The organism is Paenibacillus ihuae (assembly GCF_001368795.1).
In the GTDB taxonomy this organism is placed as follows: domain Bacteria; phylum Bacillota; class Bacilli; order Paenibacillales; family Paenibacillaceae; genus Paenibacillus_AQ; species Paenibacillus_AQ ihuae.
In genome coordinates, this window is record NZ_LN831204.1 from 1 (window position 1) to 13,850 (window position 13,850).

Consider the following 13,850-nt stretch of genomic DNA (forward strand, 5'->3'; position numbering starts at 1 on the left):
ATTCGGCACAGAATGCTCAGTCGAACCGCCAGAACAAAAGAGTGACTGAAGAAACCGTTACTGTTGTCAAGAATTCGCCGCAGAATGGTCAACCGAACCGCCAGAATAAAACACTGGTAGAAGAAACCGTTACTGTTGTAAAGAATTCGGCACAGAATGCTCAGCCGAACCGCCAGAACAAAACAGTGGTCGAAGAAACCGTTTCTGTTGTAAAGAATTCGACTCAGAATGCTCAGCCGAACCGCCAGAACAATAGAGTGACAGAGTCAGATGGTAACAAGGGAACTAATCCTTCGCTAGAAGTACAGCAGACCCGTCGGCCTAAAAATCGGACGAATATACAAGAATAGGGGGGGGAATATTGGCTCTCCTAAATTTACCGCAAATGAATTTGAAAGAAGCTGGGAATACCCTCAAGAACCAGTTTAAGGGTAAGCTGAAAGATAAGTTGAAGAAGGAGATCGGCAAAAAGGTTGCCTCTCATTTCGTCTCCTTCTGGTGGGTCTATGCGATTTTGCTTGCCTTGTTCTTGTTCTTCTATATGATCGCTTCGGCAGTTTCTTCTGGTCAGGCAATAGCGGCTCAGGTATTCTTGTCGGAAAAGTTTCTCCCACCGCAAATATATAAAGAAGACCTTGAGAAAAGCATTACTGATGGGTTTGGTGAGAGAATTCACCCAGTAACAGGAGAAAAAAGCTTCCATACCGGGCTTGATATTGGTGTACCAGTCGGTACGCCAGTATCAAGCTCGCAGGATGGTGTCGTAAAAAAGGTATCCTACCCGGTAACGTCGGATCCGGAATCGACCCAGAATGCCGGTATATATGTTGAGATCGAAAGCTCTGATACGGAATTGCCTGGAACGACACGCTATCTACACTTGAGCAATGCACTCGTTGGTGTTGATCAAATTGTAAAGAAGGGACAAATTATTGGCCTATCGGGGAATACCGGCAGGAGTACAGGCCCCCATCTCCACTACGAGCTTATCCCTCAGGGTCTTGAAGCGACGGACCCGACCAACTTCGTCTTGTTTATGTCTCAGTTGACGGATGTGGCCAGTGAAGCAGCATTTGATGCTATGTCGGAAATCCAATTTACCCAAATGGACGTGGGGGATTATAAATCAAAACCTATGCTATATATTAGCAACGTCTACATGGAGACTGCAGCGCCGACTTTTAACGAAACCGGAATCATCTTAACCCGCGATATGAACACAGGGACAGTTCTTAACTCTGGTGTGGGTAGCGGAGGCGGAAGCGGCGGGGGATCGGGTACTGTTGTCACAGTTCCTACTCAAGTCGGGGTATTAAACTCTCCTTTTTTCATCCAGTGGGCGCCCTATGCCATGCAATCAGAAATCACTACCGGGGTCAAAGCCAGCGTTACTCTTGCACAAATGGCTTTAGAATCAGGATGGGGACAGTTTGATATCTGTAACAACGTTTTCGGAATTAAGGCTAACCGGAGTTGGAAGGGCCCTGTATGCTATGCAGGAACAAGTGAAGAGGATGATGGAGGAACCCATCAAATTACAGCCGGCTTCCGCGCATACGGCAGCTTCCAGGAATCATTCGATGATCATGCAGACTTTTTTCATAAAAATAAGCGATATTCAAACATGCTTAGAATGAATAATCCATTTGCGATTGCGAATGAGCTTCAACGTGTGACCTACGCAACGGATAGGCAGTATGCAAACAAGCTTAAAAGTATCATGATGAACGATAATCTCATGAGTCTCGATCGCGATCGAGGTATCGATCCGAGCACCGGTGAGCCATGGAGGGATATTCCTTACTCTGGCACCGCCACACTTCCGGAAGGGACATTCGGACAACCTTCAAGCTCTGCGCCAACCGTAGAAAATACATCCGAAAGCGTCACGTTTACCTTTGGCATTGAGCAGCTTTATGGTACGTATGGGCGTCAGGTACATCGAACCCAAGTAACGAAGCCGTCTGCCACTCCTACACCATCTTCACCTACGACACCAGGCAGTAGTAGCACTTCACCGGAAACTGAAGAAGTGATAACGTATACCAACATGATAGATCCCTACACCGGAAAACCTATCATAAATTTGGAGAATTACAATAATGTGTTAAACTTATATCAAGGCGAAACTCAAGCGCCAAGCATTTTTGTAAAAGATATTCCAGACGCAATCGCCGTGACACTCGAATCAGATTCCGGGGAAGACCTTCACGTGGCACGCGTAGACTTTATAAAGGGGCAATACTAAATATGAACGCACAAATGATGGACCAATTATTCGTAGAATCCTATTTGATGATGAATCTAGAAATCACATTTACCGGTGTCCGTTCCTGGTTTGAAATGGGCGGAATTCCCACGGAGGATATCGAATTATTTGGAGCGCTTTTATTCCCTGATCAAATCCGCCCCGAGCTCCAATCGGAGATCACCCGGATGATCGTGTATCGACATGAGGACGTATTCTTTCAAGTCAGTCGTACAGTTGAGCCTAATAGCGGCAATGACAACCCGAAACACGACATCTTTGATCCGGTTCATCAGCTGTTGCTTCGCTGTATGAACGTGCGCTCCCTTTCGGGTGTTGATGACGCGGTCATTGATCTTGGAATTGCCCTGCACAAAGACATGGCACGCGTACAGCCGCTTTACCCTACACTTCACGGTTTCTTTCAAGCAAAAGAATAAACTCTTTCCGGACCCAGACCGCTCCTTGTGTGCGGTCTTTTCTTTTTCGACGAGGGGATGTGGAGGCGTTACGTCCTCAGGAATTTATTGCCTACTATCGCAAATTCGGGTATAGTAGATTTATTACGAATCAAACTAATTTTTCTCAGCTGATCCTTTTTCAGTGGAGATGGAGCGTTGTCATTCGACAACATTAAAAGAAGTGGTCCTGGATATAGAAATGTATGCCCTATTTGGTCATGCCTTTTTTTATTTTCCGGGGCCTTTTTTGCGTTCTACAATAAATCGCAAAGGGGGGTAATTAAGACATGGACTACCGCAAGGATAACTGGTCAAATGAAATGGAGTGTTTTCGTAAAGCAGTAAATGGTATGATCGATGGCTATGACATTGAAATTGCTGAGCATTACATTGCTGACCGGTTGGAAAACGAGGCGTATGTCGATCGTACATACACTCGATTAGACATTGCGGTTGCGATTTTCAATGGCTGCATCATCGAAGGTTACTCCTCTGAACACAATCGCAAGCGTAAGTCCCGTGTATCTTCAATAGTTACCCCCTCACGCCTTGTTCTTGGAAGAGACTTGTGTGGGAATTGGATTATCGTCGTGATCGGGATGCTGGCAAGCAAGATGTTCAATGTGATAACCTGCTACCCGGCGACTAGCCCAAGGCACCTTGAGATAATCAAGGAGATTGAAGCAGGAAATCGCTAAATTTTTTGGGGGAAATTCAAAGTCATGATACAATAAGGACATAAGGGAGGCGTGATTTTCATGACTCATTGTGTCCGGTGTGGAGGAGAATATAAGCATATGATGAAGACGCAGACTGCTTCGTATAACGGGGGGTCCTTGTCCGTTTCGGATTTTCCAGTCAAGCAATGTGAGTGTGATACGGTGATCAGTCTCAGCGATGGGGTCCTGATTGACGGCTACAAGTTACTGCTGGAGCGGCATGGCATTATCGGTAAGGTTGTGGTTTCATTGGGGAAACTCAAAGAGCGTTATCCCCGTCCGATGGATCTTGTCCTTCCTTACGGGCAAACGAGGTAATAGGAAGAAGGCTTGGGGGGATTTTCACGTTGCGTTTTTTGGCGCATGCGTGAAATCCCTCTTTTCATTTATCATTTAGAGACTATTGGGAGGCTGAGCCATGTTGATCCAGGTAGATTATACATACAAAGGCGGGACCCTTGTGGTAACGGACCTACAGGAAGTTGAAGAAGGTCGCATTTCTGCGGAGGATGACGCGCTTATCGCGCAGTATATTCGTCTCTTGGACGATATGAGCATTCTCGGCGATATCGAGGTGACGTTCGAGGAGCTTATTCTGAAGTTCAATTCCTAGCCTGGCAGTCAACTGCTGCTGAGGGTAATTCATACAAAGAGAGGATGGATGGTTATGCCATCGAAGAAACAATCGGCCATTTTGTTCGTCTGCTATGTCATTGGGATTTTGATCCTGATCGACCGACTTACGTTTGGCTGACTGTATTCCCTATATCCATACGGTAATTGGAAGATGCTTACGGCATCTTCTTTTTTTATGCCCAAAAAGAGGAGGAAATTCAGATGATTAAAAAGGTCTCGATTCAACTCAACCAAAGCCTTATTTGCGGCGGTATTGCAATCGTGGAGAGTGAAGGGGAACAAGACTGCATCTATTTTGATGTTGTCAAATCCCACCCAATCAAAGTGATTGTCGGTAACCGCGGCAAGCAGGTCACGGAAGAAGATGCAGACATGTATGAAGCGGCGCTGCTTGATCTCTTTATCAAGCACGATGTTCCCCTGAAACTCGGAACGTTCGCCATCCCTGCATAACCCATAAAATCGAACCCTGAAAGGCGGTAATTCAAATGATATCAAACAAACCCTTAGATGTGTGTCTACTGCTGAACCTGGGTGGTTTTGAAACGCGCATGCGTGAAAACATCGAGTTCGCCCAAAGCCTAGGTAAGACCGTTTACTCCCTCACCGGTGATGGACTGGTTAAGGTGGAGAATGCATATTTGGTTCCCGTAAACGTCATGTCCTTATCGCCCGCTGAACTTCTCGTATGGTCCTCTATGATCAACGAGCAGCTGCAGGTAGAAGGTTTTAAAACGGATGACGTCGTTATTCTAGCGGCCGGGAAAAAATATCGCGGAACACTCCCCCTTGGCACTGCCATTGGTCTGGGTGTTCGGTTAGGAGCCTAGTCTATGGAGCTGCGATCCATTGCATTCAAATGGTCAATCGAACTTCCGCTTGACAGTGCACTTGTTGCTCTCGCACAGGTCGGACTTTTGCCGAATCGGCTTAAGCAGTATCAGTGGTCCCGCTCCTTGGGCGATCATCAGCTCCAGGTGGAACACAGGCCGATACTCAGTACAAAGGAGCGTTCATTCTTTTGGCTCCGCTGGGTGAATCCTAAAGGCAACGTCGAGAAAGCTAATCTTGACCGGCCACTTTCCGAATGGTTTTTCGCTATGAGTCAGTATGCGGAGACAAACGTGAACTGGCTGCAAGTGGTCGTGGATCTTGACGTGTTTCAGCCCCCACTTGGGTACAGAGAGACCTCACCGAAGATTTGGACGAAAGAAGAAAAGCAACATCGCTTCTCGTTCTACCCGGTACCGAATCATTATTATTTTGAGGTTCGCAATCGGAATGATAGAAAGACGATACAGCATCAACGCTTTTCTTTCTGGCTGGATGAGCTCAAGCATCATGTGCTCGGACACGAACGGCCAGACGATCAAATCATGTTTGATATTGTGGTTTAAACATGGGAGGTAATTTTGTGCAAGACGATCTGATGACCATAGTTAAGATCGAATGATCCAGCTAAAAGAAAAGGGAAGCGGGACGTTTTGAGCTTTGACAGCTTAAAAATCGCGTGCTCTCGGGACTGCAGCCTGGAGATCTTGGTTTAAATGCTCCCGCAAGCTGAACACGCTGAACTGTGTATGACAGATCAAAAAAGGATGACTGCCTACTTCATCCTTGGCTTCTTCATAGAAGCCGAAGCATCAACAGTAAGAGCGCTGGAGGAAATAAGAAGGTTTAGGTAAACCAAAAACCATTATGTGAGGAGGAAGCCCCACTGCCATTCGGCGCGGGGGCGACCCCGCAGATGGTATGGGGCAATTCAAATGAGCGCACAACAACAAAAGGTAATGTTGATGAAATTATCCCGCCTGCACCAGCAGCGTGAAGCCCTGAAGCAATGCACCGTCATTGGTAGATTGCTCAGTAGATAAGGCTGCCGGTAAGAGGATAACAGGAGGAGGGCAAAAGCCCTCCTTATTTCATAATAAAACAAAACCAGGGGGTATTTTGAATGGCCGTTTCCGAACTGAACAAATCTGCTATCAAGGAAGCAAAGGGTGTCTATTTCCTATCTTGCAATCCCGGGATTCTGACAAACAAGGATCTGCTGATTGTCATTTTGGAGCCGCTGATGCGGGATCGTCCACTTTCTATTGCAGCGGACGAAATTCTCCAAAAGGGGTTGCCCTATTTGGCTTCTCTTTCCGAATATGAGCTATCCGTACTGTTTGGATTGAACGAGAAGCAGAGTTTCCACCTGATGGCCGTTTTCGAAATGGCACGCCGCATGGGTGGAGTGAATCCGGACGAGGAATTGATTATACGTTCTTCTAAGGACGTACGGGATGCAGTGAGTGACTTGAAATTCTTCGATAAGGAACACTTTGTATGTTTATTCCTAAATACGAAGAACCGAGTCCTCGGTAGGGAAACCATTTCGGTAGGAACGATGAGTAGTTCTCTGGTTCATCCGCGGGAAGTATTCAAGGCTGCGATTCGTAGAGGTTCCGCCTCTGTTATCTTTGCTCATAACCATCCATCCGGCGATCCGACTCCATCCAGAGAGGATATTGAAGTGACGAATCGGTTATCTGAAGCGGGGAGTCTGCTCGGTATTGACGTGTTGGACCATGTGGTTATTGGCGGAGATAAATGGGTGAGTATACGTGAGCGAGGTCTATTATCGATTCCAGGAGGAAATTAGGATGAGGATAACTGACGCTGAAATTACCGGATTCAAGCTCCATAAATCGAAAAAATCCTATTCGTTTGGACATGTAAACCGCATAAGCGGGGGGAATGGAAAAGGGAAGACAACTATATCTGAAGCGATTACCTGGTGCTTCTACGGATGTGACCTGACAGGCAAAACGAAGGAAGTGTTCGAGCGCCTGAAGAACAAGTCCGCCAAAGAAACAAAGGTTGATATCGGCGTGGATTGGCCACAGAAAGACGGCACAACCGCAAGGTACCAATTCTGCCGGGTCCGCAAGGGTAAGGTGACATCCTTGTTCCTGAACGGTCATGCTGCGAAACAGGGGGATTTCGATAGGCTCTTAGGGCCAATGGAATTGTTCCTAAGCATCTTTGTTCCTGGCTACTTCGGCACGATCGGTATTTCCGAGCCGACTAAAGCACGCAACATGCTTGTGTTGATGCTCCCGAAAATAGAGAACGCCGTTGTCACTGCTAATTTGAACGAAGACGATCGAGCCCGTATCGAATCCTATGATATGGTGAATCCGGACTTCATGCTGAAGAAGCTTCGGGCTGAGATCCTTGAACTCGATAAATCTCTGGATAAGGTTCAGGGGAAGATCGATTACCTACGGATCAAAAGTATGCTAGACGTTCCAATGAGCGTAGTCGTGGCCGATGAAAAGAAGTTGGTCGCCCTTAAAGATGAATTCACGCGGCTTATGCGTGCCGTCGATGGGGCTAAACCCGATCTTCACGACCTTGCCCCGCTTCAGGAAAAGAAGGCTAGCCTGCGGTTCCAGTACGATGAGCGATTAAAACAATTCAAAGCACTCAAAGAGAAGCCCCTGCCCAAAGCCGGCGATCATTGCCCGGCGTGCGAACGTGAGCACACAGCATCGGAAGCAGCGGCGGAATTAGAAACCCGCAAAGCTAGGCTGCTGGAACTCCAGTCGCAATGCGAAACGATTAAGCAGGAAGGTTATCTCCTCGCGTCAGAGACGGAGCAGAAAACAAATGAGAACGCCGAGATCATGGCCGTTTACCAGGCAAACCGGGGAAATCAGATAGAGGCTCTGCAAGCTGAAATCGAAGCACTCTCCAGTATCGTCGCGGAGCGGGATGCAAAGCTGAAAATGGGTACGGACCTTACGACACAGCACGAAATCTATGGTGAGATAGTGGTGGAGCGAGAAGAAAAGAAAGTCGATATGCAGACTATCAAAAACTTCATGCTTCAGTATGCGGAAATGCAGGTCGAATACGTGAATTCATTCTTAAATCTGGCGAAAATCCAGCTCTTTAAGTATTCCGGATCCACAGGTGAAATGACCCTTGACTTCACCATACTGTATGGGGAAGAAGAGACCGAATACAAGTCACTGTCCACATCAGAAAAGATTCGTTGCTCAATCGAACTCTCAGGGTTGCTGAACCGGGTACAGAACATTTCATACCCAGTCTACATTGACAATGCTGAATCGGTTGAAAGCTTCGATGAGCCGGGGACACAGTATTTCGTCTCCTCTGTCGTACCAAGAGCTGCGCTGCAAAGTGAGATCGTTGCGTAAATTGTAATGGTAATAAAGAGGACCGCATGTTTGCGGTTCTCTTTTTTTGAACCAAATAGGGGGTATTTTGAATGATATTCGAGGCAATTAGCATTTTCGCTTATTTCGGCTTAGTGATCACTATGAGTGTGCCGCTTGCCGCTATGATTATCACATTTCGGGCAAAACTGACCGGACGCTACCTGAATCGCTACTTTATCGTAAGTCGGAAAAATGATGGGTCTTATGAGCTTCATCACCATCCTTCTTTCGGTTTTTATTACGCCCGTGAACGGAAACTATTCAGGTTCACGGTGGATGCGATTCAAAAGTTCCGAAAAGGTTACCCGGATCTGACTCTTACGGCAACTTCGCTCACCCTCCAATCCCGCAGCCGGAAAGGAACCATCCTGCATATGAACGGCTTTCGCTTAACCGGCGCCCGTTTACTCGCGGATTTTCTGATCCTAACCAATCTTGCGAATTATCGGAGGTCATCCGGACATTGGTGTTTCATCAACCTCATTCGCTTTGTCCATCGGAACAACGTTATACGCTATGTACTGTTAGGAAGGAATGGCCATAATTACGGCTCAATCGGCTGAGGCTGTTTACCACCTTGGTCTTCCAGCTGTTTCTTTAGCGTTAATGAGAGAAATGAAAAGAAGGGTGAAACTATGGATGATATTCAGAATGATAAGTTGCTCTCCCAGTATAGCCGCGCAGAAGCAATTGGCGACGGCCTGCTGGTGGATATAACGACGTGGACCAAGCGAGGAGGAATCACATATCCCGTTGCTTTGTCACGTTCAGTGTGGCTTGAGATCATCGAACCGGATGAGTCTGCGAAAGCTGCATGTGAGTCGCTAATGGGACGACTTGGAAGATTTGTGTTGAGCCTACGCAATGAGATGATCAAGGGGGAAGGGGATCGAATTGATTTCCAGGTTACCTTCTCCGTTGACGGCCACCCGAAGGACTTTTCACTATATGCCATGCTGCATCCAGGAGACAATTTTGAGCCAGTAATCACCGTTATGGAGCAGGACGAGGAATAAAATATCACTAATTTAATGGAGGAAATTCAGATGAAACAAAAAGGGTCAATTTCGCTCTACAGTGTAGGAACACAGGTTGTGCTTCGCGCCGGATGGAACGCTGCATCAAGAAGCCTGCTCGGAAAGGTTGGAAATGTTGTGTACTGGAAACCGGTCACCGTGTTTGAAAATCCAAACCGGAATAAAGTGGTTTTCGCTGACGGCAGTTTCGTCATTTGCGATCCGGACTTGCTGCGCGCTCAGCGTCAGTATATTGCCGTGGCCAAGCTACGCAGTAAGGTCACCAAAGGATTATACCTATTCAGGGCGCTTCGTGCAGGGCTTCTCTCCAATGGGGGCAACTAAATTCTATGGCCGACGTGGAGCAAATGGATTTATTCGTATACCTGCAGGAGAAGGAGAATCAGGCGGCATCGATTTCCGCCTCCATTCCCGCTCCTGTAATGATTCCACACCATAAGGTGTGCTTCCGCTTCCTGAAAAGGCTGGGAGCCACACTAGCCTGGTTTTGGATTATCACTCATAACCTGTTCGGTCTCGCCTGTTGGGTGAACGTTTACACGGTTACACGCGGCTTTGGCGGGACGGAAGCTGGCGGTTGGTACTATTTGAAATATGAATGCGTGAAATCACGTCAGGTAGGATTTTGGGAAGCAGAGATACTCCGTATTCAGTGGCTTCAGCAGTACACGCTTAGTCACACATGGGGCAATCTTCGGGCAAAGACAGGTGGACAGGAAGTAGTGGTGCGTATCGAGCCCAGGAGGGCCGCGAGCCGCATAAATCTCCCACCTCGCTACACCGAATACGCCGACCAAGCTATACCGTATGTGATTATCCAGGGTAGTCATTAAAAATGAGTTTCATGTAGGCTGCTTAAAAGATAGGTAATTCAAACAACTAAGGAGGGAAGCTCCGCTGTAACCATCGGCGGGGGCTTCCCTGCCTGGTTGCAAGAGCGAAAACATGAATGGATTGATCACCAATTTGAATGCAGTGGGCAGGGGACTAAGCCTCAAGCAGTTGAAAGAGATGGGCATCTCAGTTATAGCGGCCAACACGCCCTGCAGTTCATTTATTGGAAAGTATCGCGGTCGAAAGATCTTCGCTCAGCATAATTTCTCAACAGATACATGGGAGGTGCAATAATCATGTTCCCATCTACTCTGAAAACTGAGGATGCCTTCTATGCTCTGGAGAGTTCGAATTCACATTTAAGCATAGGTGATCTGCAATGAACAATCACTTTCAAGCGAAAGCCGCAGCCAAGGAACGGGCGTTCCTGCGGAAGTGGGGCAAAGAAGGGTATACCTTCTATACCGTTAAAGAACAGCGTCCTAATGTCATCGAGAAAGTCACGAAAGACTATATCTACGTGACAACTTCAAAGAGCAGGCGGCCCAATCGGATTCCTCGCTCGAGTTTACGGCGAGCCCTTGCCGTTCTATTTTATCGCCGGGTGGTGACCCTCAAGGCCTTGATACGAATGAATTCTTTTTCAAGCGCAATTGCAGGTCTCATCAAAGCAATTATGAGCGATATCTGCAAGGTTACGATAACCAAAACGAAAGCCGTTCGCCTGAGCCTTCGAGGACTGCGTTATATATTCAGCGGCGTCAGTAAGGGAAAAGACGACGTGCGAATTGTAAAACAGAACGGTGGTCTATTCATCCTTCTTAACTACTTCAATATCCGCTCTGACCTGACAGACAGCTGGAAGGATAATTTGCGGGAGCTTGGGTTCGATTACAAATGTGTCATTTTGGATCCAGGCGAGAAGAGTTATTACGAAGCCCTCCGGAAGGGACGTTCGCCCAAACCAATAGATTTGCATGGCTACGCTGAATTCGTTAAAGCTCACTCCGATGTGATCTTTCAATTTTTGACTGCTGATGTGATCGGTGACCCGATCCAAACGCGCAAAAATACCGACTATCTTACACAAGTAGTGGGACGTCGGCCGATACCCATCTATCACGTTCAGAGTTCGCTAGATGTTTTGGAGGAAATGGTATCTGAAGATCATGATGTTATCGCCATCGGCGGTTCGGTCTTTGTAGGCCGAAAGCAACGAGAGCAGATTTTTGCTGAAATCTTCAAAAGGTTTGGAGATTGTAATTTCCATGGACTTGGCATCGGATCTATTGATCTGTTATTACGACATCCCTGGTTCTCAGCCGATGCTAGTTCATGGTTAAATGGCCGCATCTTCCGTAAACTGATCACCTTTTCTGGTGTTATAACGGCACCGCACTGGATGACAAGCGGAGAAGCCCTTGGCTTAAATGTTCGCTCATTTGCTGCTATGGAGGAGCGTTATCAAGATATTCAGATTAACTTGGATATGCTTTCCTTTGGGATAGCAGATTAGAAAAAATGGTATTGCCGGGACAGCTCCTTTTGAATGCTGTCTTGGCCGCTGCAAGCAGGAATATACCGGATTATATAGAATTTGTCTTATATGATATCAAGATGGGAGGGTATAACCCTTTGGAGGAAGTTTCGCAAGAGAATGAGCAAAATGAGAATGAGAGAATAGACCTCATTAGTTGGCTGGGGTCTATAAAACGGGACTTTGACCCGTTGCTACTTGAAGCCCGTAAACAATATCCTATTAATGGATGGGTTGGGTCTTGGTTAATACGATCTCTGACCGGATTCAAGTATATAAAAATGCCGGAGAACAGCGTTAGCAAGATAGTAACCTTTTTTTCAAACCATATAACCATATGGGCTTCTATAGCTATTGGTGCCTTTGGAGCAGGAGCAAATAAATACTTGCCTTTGTTCTCGCATTTACAACCTTGGCCCCGGACTATTGGCGTTTTCTTAATGGTTGTGTCCCTTGCCATGTCGTTAAAAGCAAATTTCACTCGGATGCTAACATTGGATGATCCCTATTTCAATCCCAATGCGTATAAACTTTTCCGTCCGAAAGAATACTTCATGTTTCTCAATTATTTCAAAGGGCACTATGATTTCGAAACGGTTTTTAAAACAGTGGAGTTGTTATATAGGGAAAATTCTTTAGATTCTATTCTGCAGGTGCATGAATCAATAAACAATGAGCTCCGAGCAGACAAGCAAAAGATTATAGAGTCGCTTGAAGAAAACAGAGTATATTTGGAGGATGCAGAAAAAGTCATCGCTGAACTCAATACACAAATTTGGTCGTTGGCGGATCAAGTTACCATTAACGAACAGAACTTAAATGCGGCGATTGATGTACTGTACAGATTAAGAAAGGGCGCTTCGCTCTTCAATCCAGCTGACCTAAGGGTCGTGACCCCATTCTCTCTATTTGAGCTAAAGGGAAATTATCTATTTCGTCATTTTGAGCAGGGTACCACGGAGACACCTTCAGTTATCCGTATTGATGATTCCAAGTACGCTCATTACTCTTCAGTGAAGCTGGTTAATAGTGATAAAACAATCGAATATGCGACTAGTGACCGTGAAGGTCGGACTGTTGCCAGCTACTGGATTGAGTTGCCCTCAGAAAGGATACTCATTTATAACTTTCATTATGACTCTACAAATAGCGGAATGAGTGCTATAATAGAGTCGAAGGAGATGTATCGTTTCATACGTGGAATATGTATACATCTGGAGGAACGTCATTTTTTTGAGAAAAAGGAGGATGTACGCGATGCCTAAACGTAGATCAGTTGAAGAGTTAAAGACGAGCGGGGAGCGGTTGCAATCAATTTTAACCCAAGTTAATCAAATCCAATTGTCTCATCAGGCCAATCGTGCCTATGTTCTTTCTACTCAACAAAATGTGAAGGCAATCAGCGCTAGGATGAACGAAACGCTTGATAAGCAGGATAGAAATTTGGATAAATTAAAGCTTACCTTGGCAAGGTAATTCATACAGAGAAGCGTCCTATTTATTAGGACGCTTCTTTTTTTGGGGTTTTACTTTTGTTTGGTTGAGAATACTATCTACTATTCCTCAAATGAAGGAGGCAGGGATAGTAGTGGATCGAAAAAAGGGCACTTTGATTCGTGGAAGATTTAGGCTGGGAGAAAATGCATTTCCCTCATCACGCGAAAAGACCGAGCGCATTATGAAAGAAGTCGATGAGATCAATAAAAGATGGTTGAAAATAAAGAATCCTGAATGGATGTCCAAAGAAAAGTTAGGATTAGGTTCAGAAAAGAAAAATGCAGATGTAGACTGACGCAAGTAGGAGCCTTGAGATATCCTGATTTCTGAAGTGACAGGTTATCTGCTCAGTCCTCTGGAGCAGGCATAGCGCGTCTGACACCAAGCGTCAGATTCATACTGTTACCTTTGAAGCGTTGCCCGGTAGCCGCCTCCGGTTGCTGTAAAGCCGGCATCAGGAGGCACCGGAGCATGAGCAGCTCCTGCTTAATCCGGCGTCCATCACCGGTACCAGCTGCAAAAGCTGGCTTCAGGCAGTAAGCGCCGGGAGCAGCGCTTACTGATCCGGCAGACATTACCGATGGGCCAGTCTACAATAATAAAAGAGGGTCTTGTCTTTTCCTTATACCCGAACTTCATCTGTAATAAC

At 46.3% G+C, this 13,850-nt stretch carries 19 protein-coding genes; all 19 read left to right on the forward strand.

The genetic code is table 11. The annotated features are described in order from the left end of the window. Window positions 1–350: hypothetical protein (locus tag AQR02_RS27765; RefSeq protein WP_159067860.1), on the forward strand; the 350-nt coding region annotated here is incomplete at its 5' end. 11 nt (window positions 351–361) lie between these two features. After that, window positions 362–2,248 (forward strand): glucosaminidase domain-containing protein, encoded by a 1,887-nt coding sequence (locus tag AQR02_RS27770; RefSeq protein WP_054943572.1) that lies wholly within the window; start codon window positions 362–364, stop codon window positions 2,246–2,248. 2 nt (window positions 2,249–2,250) lie between these two features. After that, window positions 2,251–2,688, forward strand: a complete 438-nt coding sequence (locus AQR02_RS27775; protein ID WP_054943573.1) for a hypothetical protein — start codon at window positions 2,251–2,253, stop codon at window positions 2,686–2,688. A 308-nt stretch (window positions 2,689–2,996) separates the two neighbouring features. After that, entirely contained in the window at window positions 2,997–3,407 is a 411-nt protein-coding gene (locus tag AQR02_RS27780) for a hypothetical protein (RefSeq protein WP_054943574.1), read from the forward strand. Window positions 3,408–3,506: 99 nt separating this feature from the next. After that, on the forward strand, window positions 3,507–3,746 hold the full coding sequence (locus AQR02_RS27785) for a hypothetical protein (protein WP_054943575.1): 240 nt from the start codon (window positions 3,507–3,509) through the stop codon (window positions 3,744–3,746). A 100-nt stretch (window positions 3,747–3,846) separates the two neighbouring features. Further along, window positions 3,847–4,041 (forward strand): hypothetical protein, encoded by a 195-nt coding sequence (locus tag AQR02_RS27790; RefSeq protein WP_054943576.1) that lies wholly within the window; start codon window positions 3,847–3,849, stop codon window positions 4,039–4,041. A 167-nt stretch (window positions 4,042–4,208) separates the two neighbouring features. Further along, window positions 4,209–4,517 carry a hypothetical protein gene (locus AQR02_RS27795; protein WP_245237776.1) on the forward strand — a complete coding sequence of 103 codons (309 nt, stop codon included), beginning with the start codon at window positions 4,209–4,211 and terminating at the stop codon, window positions 4,515–4,517. Window positions 4,518–4,615: 98 nt separating this feature from the next. After that, on the forward strand, window positions 4,616–4,894 hold the full coding sequence (locus AQR02_RS27800) for a hypothetical protein (RefSeq protein ID WP_209444325.1): 279 nt from the start codon (window positions 4,616–4,618) through the stop codon (window positions 4,892–4,894). A 3-nt stretch (window positions 4,895–4,897) separates the two neighbouring features. Beyond that, on the forward strand, window positions 4,898–5,461 hold the full coding sequence (locus AQR02_RS27805; RefSeq protein WP_054943579.1) for a hypothetical protein: 564 nt from the start codon (window positions 4,898–4,900) through the stop codon (window positions 5,459–5,461). A gap of 557 nt (window positions 5,462–6,018) precedes the next feature. Further along, entirely contained in the window at window positions 6,019–6,711 is a 693-nt protein-coding gene (radC, locus tag AQR02_RS27810; RefSeq protein WP_054943580.1) for a RadC family protein, read from the forward strand. A 1-nt stretch (window position 6,712) separates the two neighbouring features. Next, window positions 6,713–8,275: an AAA family ATPase gene (locus AQR02_RS27815; RefSeq protein ID WP_054943581.1), complete on the forward strand. Its 1,563-nt coding sequence runs from the start codon at window positions 6,713–6,715 to the stop codon at window positions 8,273–8,275. Between the two features lie 71 nt (window positions 8,276–8,346). Next, on the forward strand, window positions 8,347–8,859 hold the full coding sequence (locus tag AQR02_RS27820) for a hypothetical protein (RefSeq protein WP_054943582.1): 513 nt from the start codon (window positions 8,347–8,349) through the stop codon (window positions 8,857–8,859). Between the two features lie 72 nt (window positions 8,860–8,931). After that, the gene (locus tag AQR02_RS27825; protein WP_054943583.1) at window positions 8,932–9,312 is read left to right on the forward strand and encodes a DUF6573 family protein; all 381 of its coding nucleotides are present in this window, start codon (window positions 8,932–8,934) and stop codon (window positions 9,310–9,312) included. Between the two features lie 30 nt (window positions 9,313–9,342). Further along, entirely contained in the window at window positions 9,343–9,657 is a 315-nt protein-coding gene (locus AQR02_RS27830; RefSeq protein WP_054943584.1) for a hypothetical protein, read from the forward strand. Window positions 9,658–9,662: 5 nt separating this feature from the next. Beyond that, window positions 9,663–10,166 carry a hypothetical protein gene (locus AQR02_RS27835; RefSeq protein ID WP_054943585.1) on the forward strand — a complete coding sequence of 168 codons (504 nt, stop codon included), beginning with the start codon at window positions 9,663–9,665 and terminating at the stop codon, window positions 10,164–10,166. A 380-nt stretch (window positions 10,167–10,546) separates the two neighbouring features. Next, window positions 10,547–11,683 (forward strand): hypothetical protein, encoded by a 1,137-nt coding sequence (locus AQR02_RS27845; protein WP_054943587.1) that lies wholly within the window; start codon window positions 10,547–10,549, stop codon window positions 11,681–11,683. A 5-nt stretch (window positions 11,684–11,688) separates the two neighbouring features. Then, entirely contained in the window at window positions 11,689–12,969 is a 1,281-nt protein-coding gene (locus AQR02_RS27850; protein ID WP_054943588.1) for a hypothetical protein, read from the forward strand. Beyond that, entirely contained in the window at window positions 12,962–13,180 is a 219-nt protein-coding gene (locus tag AQR02_RS27855; RefSeq protein WP_054943589.1) for a hypothetical protein, read from the forward strand. The genes AQR02_RS27850 and AQR02_RS27855 overlap by 8 nt, the downstream gene beginning before the upstream one ends. 112 nt (window positions 13,181–13,292) lie before the next feature. After that, window positions 13,293–13,496, forward strand: coding sequence for a hypothetical protein (locus tag AQR02_RS27860; protein WP_054943590.1), 204 nt, complete (start codon window positions 13,293–13,295; stop codon window positions 13,494–13,496). The last annotated feature ends 354 nt before the right edge of the window (window positions 13,497–13,850 follow it).